At 49.8% G+C, this 6,131-nt stretch carries 4 protein-coding genes and 1 pseudogene; 2 read left to right on the forward strand and 3 right to left on the reverse strand.

Annotated features, from left to right (window positions below; genetic code table 11):
* Positions 1-85: 85 nt before the first annotated feature.
* Complete coding sequence (locus tag PsWM33_RS07240) at positions 86-2,425, reverse strand: type I secretion system permease/ATPase (RefSeq protein ID WP_063299723.1); 2,340 nt, start codon at positions 2,423-2,425, stop codon at positions 86-88.
* A gap of 132 nt (positions 2,426-2,557) precedes the next feature.
* Between PsWM33_RS07240 and PsWM33_RS07245 the strand changes: the two genes are divergently transcribed.
* Together PsWM33_RS07245 and PsWM33_RS07250 are read left to right on the forward strand one after the other, a co-directional pair.
* Positions 2,558-3,940 carry an HlyD family type I secretion periplasmic adaptor subunit gene (locus PsWM33_RS07245; RefSeq protein ID WP_244276662.1) on the forward strand — a complete coding sequence of 461 codons (1,383 nt, stop codon included), beginning with the start codon at positions 2,558-2,560 and terminating at the stop codon, positions 3,938-3,940.
* Between the two features lie 6 nt (positions 3,941-3,946).
* A complete protein-coding gene (locus tag PsWM33_RS07250; protein ID WP_208991949.1) occupies positions 3,947-4,783 on the forward strand; it encodes a transglutaminase-like cysteine peptidase in 837 nt (278 codons plus the stop codon).
* 21 nt (positions 4,784-4,804) lie between these two features.
* Here the strand turns inward: PsWM33_RS07250 and PsWM33_RS07255 are convergent, their stop codons facing one another.
* Together PsWM33_RS07255 and PsWM33_RS27095 are read right to left on the reverse strand one after the other, a co-directional pair.
* Entirely contained in the window at positions 4,805-5,761 is a 957-nt protein-coding gene (locus PsWM33_RS07255; protein WP_063299725.1) for an ornithine cyclodeaminase family protein, read from the reverse strand.
* Positions 5,762-5,910: 149 nt separating this feature from the next.
* Positions 5,911-6,131: pseudogene (locus tag PsWM33_RS27095) on the reverse strand (hypothetical protein); the annotation flags it as partial.

Raw genomic sequence — 6,131 nt, forward strand, 5'->3', positions numbered from 1 at the left:
GGTTTTCGGATAAAGATACGCAAAAACAAAGACTAAAGCAGTTCAGGTGTTTCAACTTAAATGCGAACTGCTTTAAGTCCTCAGTTCATCCAGTTCCTTTTGAAAGGATATGGATGACTTTTTCCTTTGGGCCATCAGCGAGAATACGGCCCTTATCCAGAATGATCAGCCTATCAACCAGAGAAAGTGGCGCTGTGCGGTGTGTAGCAATGATTAAGGTTTGCTGCGAGGTGACCGAGGATGAGAGGGCATTGATGAACTGCTGTTCGGTCTGGCCATCCATCATGCCTGTTGGTTCATCCAGATACAGTAGTTTTGGGGTGCCCATGAATGCTCTGGCCAGGATGAGCTTTTGTCTTTGCCCGGATGACAGATCACGGCCACCTTCCTCAATCAATCTGGCAAATCCGTGCGGATGGGCATCGATAAACTCCAATGCTCCGGAAAGCTCACTTGCTTTGACCAGCTCTGCATCTGAGGCTTCAGGGCGACCTAATTTGATGTTGTCTCTGATGGATCCAGAGAAAAGGCTAGCATCCTGCCCGATGTAACATATGGATCTTCGCAGTTCCGTGGGTGCAAATTGCTGATGATCCAAATTGTCGATGGCGTAACTTCCTGACTCTGGAGAATAAAGACCGCTCAATATTCGGCCCAGAGTGGATTTTCCAGAGCCGACAGGGCCGAGTATGGCGATGCGCTCTCCTGCGAAAATGGATAGGTTCAGGTTTTTCAATGTTGGCTCTGCAGCCTGCGGATAGGTGAAGCTCATATTCTTTAGCGAAACCTGAGCGTGATCAATTGTTTTGCTCAGGTGCCTGGAGGCCCACGGTGTTTCTCGTGGTAACTGATTGATGGCGTCCAGTCTTTTGTAAGCGGCTTTGACCTGTTGGAACCGTGCGAGAAAGCTGGAAAGTGTTGCTAGTGGGGCAACAGCTCGTCCCCCAAGGATCACACAGGCCACAATCCCGCCCATGGAGATAAGCTTTTCTGAGAACAGATATGCGCCAGTGACCAGAAGGGCGACTGTGGTGAGTTGCTGCAAAAAGCCCGTTAGGTTTAAAGCCCAGGTAGAAAGCGATCTGACTTTGTTTTGCGCTGAGGCTGCTGCGGCTGTGGCACTCTCCCATTTGCCAAGAAGCTGTCCTTCTGCGCGTTGGAGTTTGATTGTTTCCAAGCCGTAGAGACTTTCTACCAGCAGTGCATTTCGTAGCGTAGCATCAGCAACTGTTGCTTCCACGGCTCTTTTGAGAGGGAACTGCATCAGCAGTCCAATTGTGACCACGCTCATGATTGCTGCAAGAAGCGGATAAACCATGGGACCGCCGATATACCAGATCAGACCAAGGAACATGCCGAGGAAGGCAAGGTCTGTGATGGCTGCGATTGTTGCTGATGTCATGAACTCGCGAATGGTTTCGAACTCACGCATTTCGTTGAGGAAGCCTGCAGTGCTTGCAGGGCGATGCGCCATTTTCAAGTGCATTGCCTGATCAAACAGTTTGGAGGAAATTATCAGATCAGCTCGTTTGCCTGCAAAATAGATTAAGGAAGCACGCAGTGACTTCAACAGCAGGTCAAATAGTAACGCGCCCGCTACGCCAAGAGTGAGAACCCAAAGTGTAGGGAAGGCCGAGTTGGGTAAGACACGGTCATATACGTTCATGGTGAAGAGTGGTGAAGCCAGTGCTAGTAAGTTGATGAAGGCTGCAGCAAGCGCAACGAAGGCGTAGTCTCGTGCAACAGCTTGGATCCCACCGAAGAACCAATGGGAACGGTCTTCCTTCGTTGTTTGTTCCTGTGAGCCCTCTGGTTTGTAAAACGGTTTTGCAACGATGATTTCTCCACTGCAGAGCGCCTGGAGCTCATCCAGCTTCGCCAATACGGCGCCGCCATCTGCATGTGGGAGGGCGACTGCATAGGATTTCTTATCGTACTTCTCTAGAATGACCAATGCTCCGCCGGATTTAAGGAGCAGAACGGCAGGAAACAAAAGGGAAGAAAGACCAGTGATTTTCTGGCGGAAAGCCTTGGTCGAAAAGCCTGCGCGTTTGAGAGCCTTCTGTAACAAATCGGCGGTGAGCTTACCATTTTCTAGCGGCAGGCCTGCAATAAGGTTCTCTGAGTTTGCTGGCATGTTATGTTGAACCAGCAAAATTTCGAGACATCCCCGTAACGGGTCGATGTCGATCAAGTCCGTAGGGTGAATATCTGATATGGTGTCATTAACAGGTGTTGTGCTTTCAGGTTCCTGTTTTGCTTTTTGGTTTTCTTCTGATGTTGCAACCGAAACTGTGGCTTCAACAACTGTAACACTCTCTTTGTGTGAGGAAGCGACTTCAGTCGACGTTGTGTCTTCCTTTTTTACGGAAGGCGGTATCTTTTCTTTTCTTGTTTTCGGCTTGGCCGTTTTTGTCAGTTCCAATCTGCAATTCTCCGCAATAGATCCCCGTAGTATTCAGAAAAACCAAGGAGGGTTACCTTTGGTAAGGATAGCTTGATTCCGGTTGGTCGCGTGCCTCTGGAACTTGTTGGGGAGTTTCTAGGGGGATTATCTTTGCGCCTATTGCATCTGATGGAACGGGTCACAAATTGGATGAGGCTAGGCGTTGAAACCAAGCGACTTCCGCGTGGAGCTGCTCAGGTGTCCGTTGGATTGGAAAATGCCGTGTTTGCACGCACGCGCTTGTTGGTCCTGATGATCGGGTTGCTTTTGATTTCGTTCGTCCTTTGGGCCGGTTGGGCGCAACTGGAAGAAGTGACACGTGGAGATGGGCGTGTCATTCCATCTGCAAAGATACAGGTCATTCAGAGCCTTGAAGGAGGGATCGTTAAAGAGGTGCTCGTAAAGACGGGCGATCTTGTCAGTAAAGGCGATATTCTGATCCGTTTGGATGATACGGGGTTTTCTTCCAATCTGGGTGAGCTGGTCGCAAAACAACTGGCGTTGGAAATTGCTCGTGAACGTTTAGAGTTCCAATCCGTTTGGCCGGAGCGTGGGGAGGAGCTGGCATATAGTTATCACTATCATGAAAATGCTGAGCAGATTGTTGCGTCTGAGCTGTCTCTTTTTCAAGTCAATCTGGAAGGATTGGAGGGCCAAGTCGCAATCAATCGTTCGCGTGTTGCGCAGCGTATGGCGGAACTTGAAGCCTCAGAAAACCAGAGACGGAATGTTCTTGATTTACTGCGCCTTGCAAATGAAGAACGAGAGTTGAAAGCACCGCTTGCCGAAAAGCAGATTATTCCCCGTACAGACATGCTCAAGCTTCAGCGTGAAATTGGCGATCTTGAAGGGCAGGTCAACACGCTTCAGGTCACGGAGGGGCGATTGCAGGCGGCTGTTGAGGAAGCCGAACAGGAGATTGAAGGTGTTTACACCAAGTTCCGACAGACAGCACGCGCTGAGCTGAGCGAAGTGCAAGCGCAACTGGACATTATTGCAGAAGCTTCCAAGGGGGCCGGTGATAAGGTTGATCGCGCAGACATTCGCGCACCCATGGACGGCATCGTCAACACGATTGATGTGAGTACAATTGGCGGCGTGGCTTCGCCTTCTCAGCAGCTTATGACCATTGTGCCCGTTGAGGATGTTTTGCTCGTTGAGGCCAAGGTCAAACCTCAGGACATTGCTTTTATTCATCAAGGGCAACAAGCGCTTGTTAAGCTCAGTGCTTACGATTTTTCCATTTATGGCGGCTTGGACGGGCAAGTCGAAGGAATTTCTGCAGACACTGTTTACGATGAAAGTACTCGTGAGCAATTTTACTCCGTAATTATCAAAACCAAACAAACAGGGTTAGAAAGTCGCAACAAGAGTCTTCCCATCCTTCCAGGGATGGTCGCCTCCGTCGATATACTCACTGGAGAAAAGAGTGTGCTTTCTTACATTCTTAAGCCAGTCAATCGTGCACGTGAGGAGGCGCTAAGAGAACGGTAATGCGTTATGGCTCTTCCGGAATACCGGGGCAAACACCGCAGGAAACGCGGTTTTTTGCGACGAAGCTTTGTAGGGATGGTGGTTAAAGCAGCATTTCTGACTGGCATTGTGTCCAGTATGTCCAGTGCGCAAGCCCATAATCTGCGGTTTAGCTATCAAAATAAAGTGCGCCGCCGTCGTCTGTTCTCTCTGATGAGGTTTACGGGTCCAAATGCCACAAAAAAGCAGGAAAGCTTTGGGTTGTTTGGGTCGGTTGAAATTAATGGCGGCAATAGCAGGGCTTTCAGGAAATGGCAGGTCGTCTTGCCTGAATGTGACCAACAATTGGCCTCCTTAAAGGAATGTTTTGCTGGAAATCTGCGGTGCGCAGGTTCCGTTGACTATTGGTCACGCATTATTCGTGGTGTGGGACACAGCAAGTCACTGCGACAGCTTTCGCTGCTCAATTCTTATATCAATGAAAGTGCTGGATATGATCCTCAGGCGATTGCCGCTGGGCAAGCGGACGTCTGGCGTGCACCTTTGCAGTTTCTGGGCTTTCATGGTGATTGTGAGGACTATGCGATTGCTAAATATTTCAGTCTGTTAGCGCTGGGCTATGAGGAACCAGATCTGCGGTTTGTTGTGGTGAAGGATAGCAGGCGGAAGGTCATACACGCTGTGACCACGGTTCAATTTCAAGGTGCATGCTATGTGCTGGATAGTTTGAGGCCAGTTGCGACCAAGGAAATCGATCTGCTTCATTATCAGCCGTTGGTGTCCATGCAGCGGGATTTACACTTTACACACTTCAGAACGGCAGAGATGCGGCAACGGTTTTGGGCTCAGCACAGAAATGGATAACTGTGCTGAGCATAGATTTGTCTACGCGTTTAGCAATTCTTTTGAGTTCTCATAGGCGAGGATTGCTCCTGCCAAGTCCTCCAATGCAGCACCGACAGATTTGAAGAAGGTGATTTCATTTTCGCTTGCTCTGCCGATGTTGTCGCCTCTGGTGAGGTCATAAAGATCCGCCTGAACATCTTCAGGTTTCAACGTACCGTTTGCTAGCGGGATGGTCAGGTCTCCAGCTTCCTTCATTGCGCCTGCACGAGTGTCGACAAAAATGCGTGAGCGGGAGATAGCAGCGTCATCTGCTTCGCGCATTTTTGGAGTGAAACCGCCCACAAGATCAAGATGACATCCATCGGACAGCCATTCACCCTGTATCAGGGGAGCATTGGACAGTGTTGCAACGGAAACGATATCAGCTTGCTCAACAGCTTTTGGAAGAGATTGCTCTGCGACAACCTTAACGCCAAGTTTTGTGCTCAGGTCCTGCGCATTATCCTTTGCCTTGTCGTAGTTACGGCCCCAGAGGGTTACAGTTTCAATCTGTCTTGTTGAACAATGTGCCTCAATGAGGTTTGCTGAGAGACGGCCTGTGCCGACCATTGTAAGGCTCGTTGCGTTCTTGCGAGCAAGGTAGTCTGCAGCAAGTGCTGAGGCTGCTGCAGTTCGGCGGGCCGTAAGTTCGCCGCCATCAACCAACGCAAGCGGTGCGCCTGTTTTGCCATCAGAAAGCAGATAAGTGGCGGAGACTGCAGGAAGCCCAATATCTGCATTACTCGGAAACACACTGGCGAGCTTTACGCCAAAATAGGCGCCTGATTGCCAGGCGGGCATGAGTAACAAGGTGGCATCAGCTTTATCTGGCACGCCCATGGTATGATGGTGCCGAACAGGCATCTCGCAGCCCTCTTTGAACATTGTTCTCAAGGCCTCGACCAATGGTCGGAAGGGCAGGGCGTTTTTAGTTTGGGTATCGGATAACTGTAACATATCCGTTTCTCCCTTATAATTTGCGAAAAGATGCTCTGATATCTCACAGGACTAGTGGGCGACGAATGTGTTTGTCACTTGAGATTTCGCGAGAAACGGGGTGTATGCACAAAAAAGCTCGCCGTTTGTGCAGTGGGCTGTCTTTTGGCTCAGCGTGCTGAGTACACGATGTCTTTGATCACATTCGGCGTAATTTTTCCATGCTCACCGATGGCTTTTAAAAAATCGCGGCTCTCGATAATGTGCATGAGCGTGTCGATGTCGTTTTGATCAGTAATATTGGCATCGGACAGACGAATTGGCATGGCTGAGCCTCCCCCTTTGAAGTGGTCCGCCCTTATAGTTAGGAAAGCGGAGGACCAATGATGGC

This window comes from Pseudovibrio sp. WM33 (assembly GCF_001623165.1).
In the GTDB taxonomy this organism is placed as follows: Bacteria; Pseudomonadota; Alphaproteobacteria; order Rhizobiales; family Stappiaceae; genus Pseudovibrio.

Coding starts and splice junctions, on each gene's coding strand:
- PsWM33_RS07250 (WP_208991949.1), top strand. CDS start 3,947: ATGGCTCTTCCGGAATACCGGGGCAAACACCGCAGGAAACGCGGTTTT.
- PsWM33_RS07255 (WP_063299725.1), bottom strand. CDS start 5,761: ATGTTACAGTTATCCGATACCCAAACTAAAAACGCCCTGCCCTTCCGA.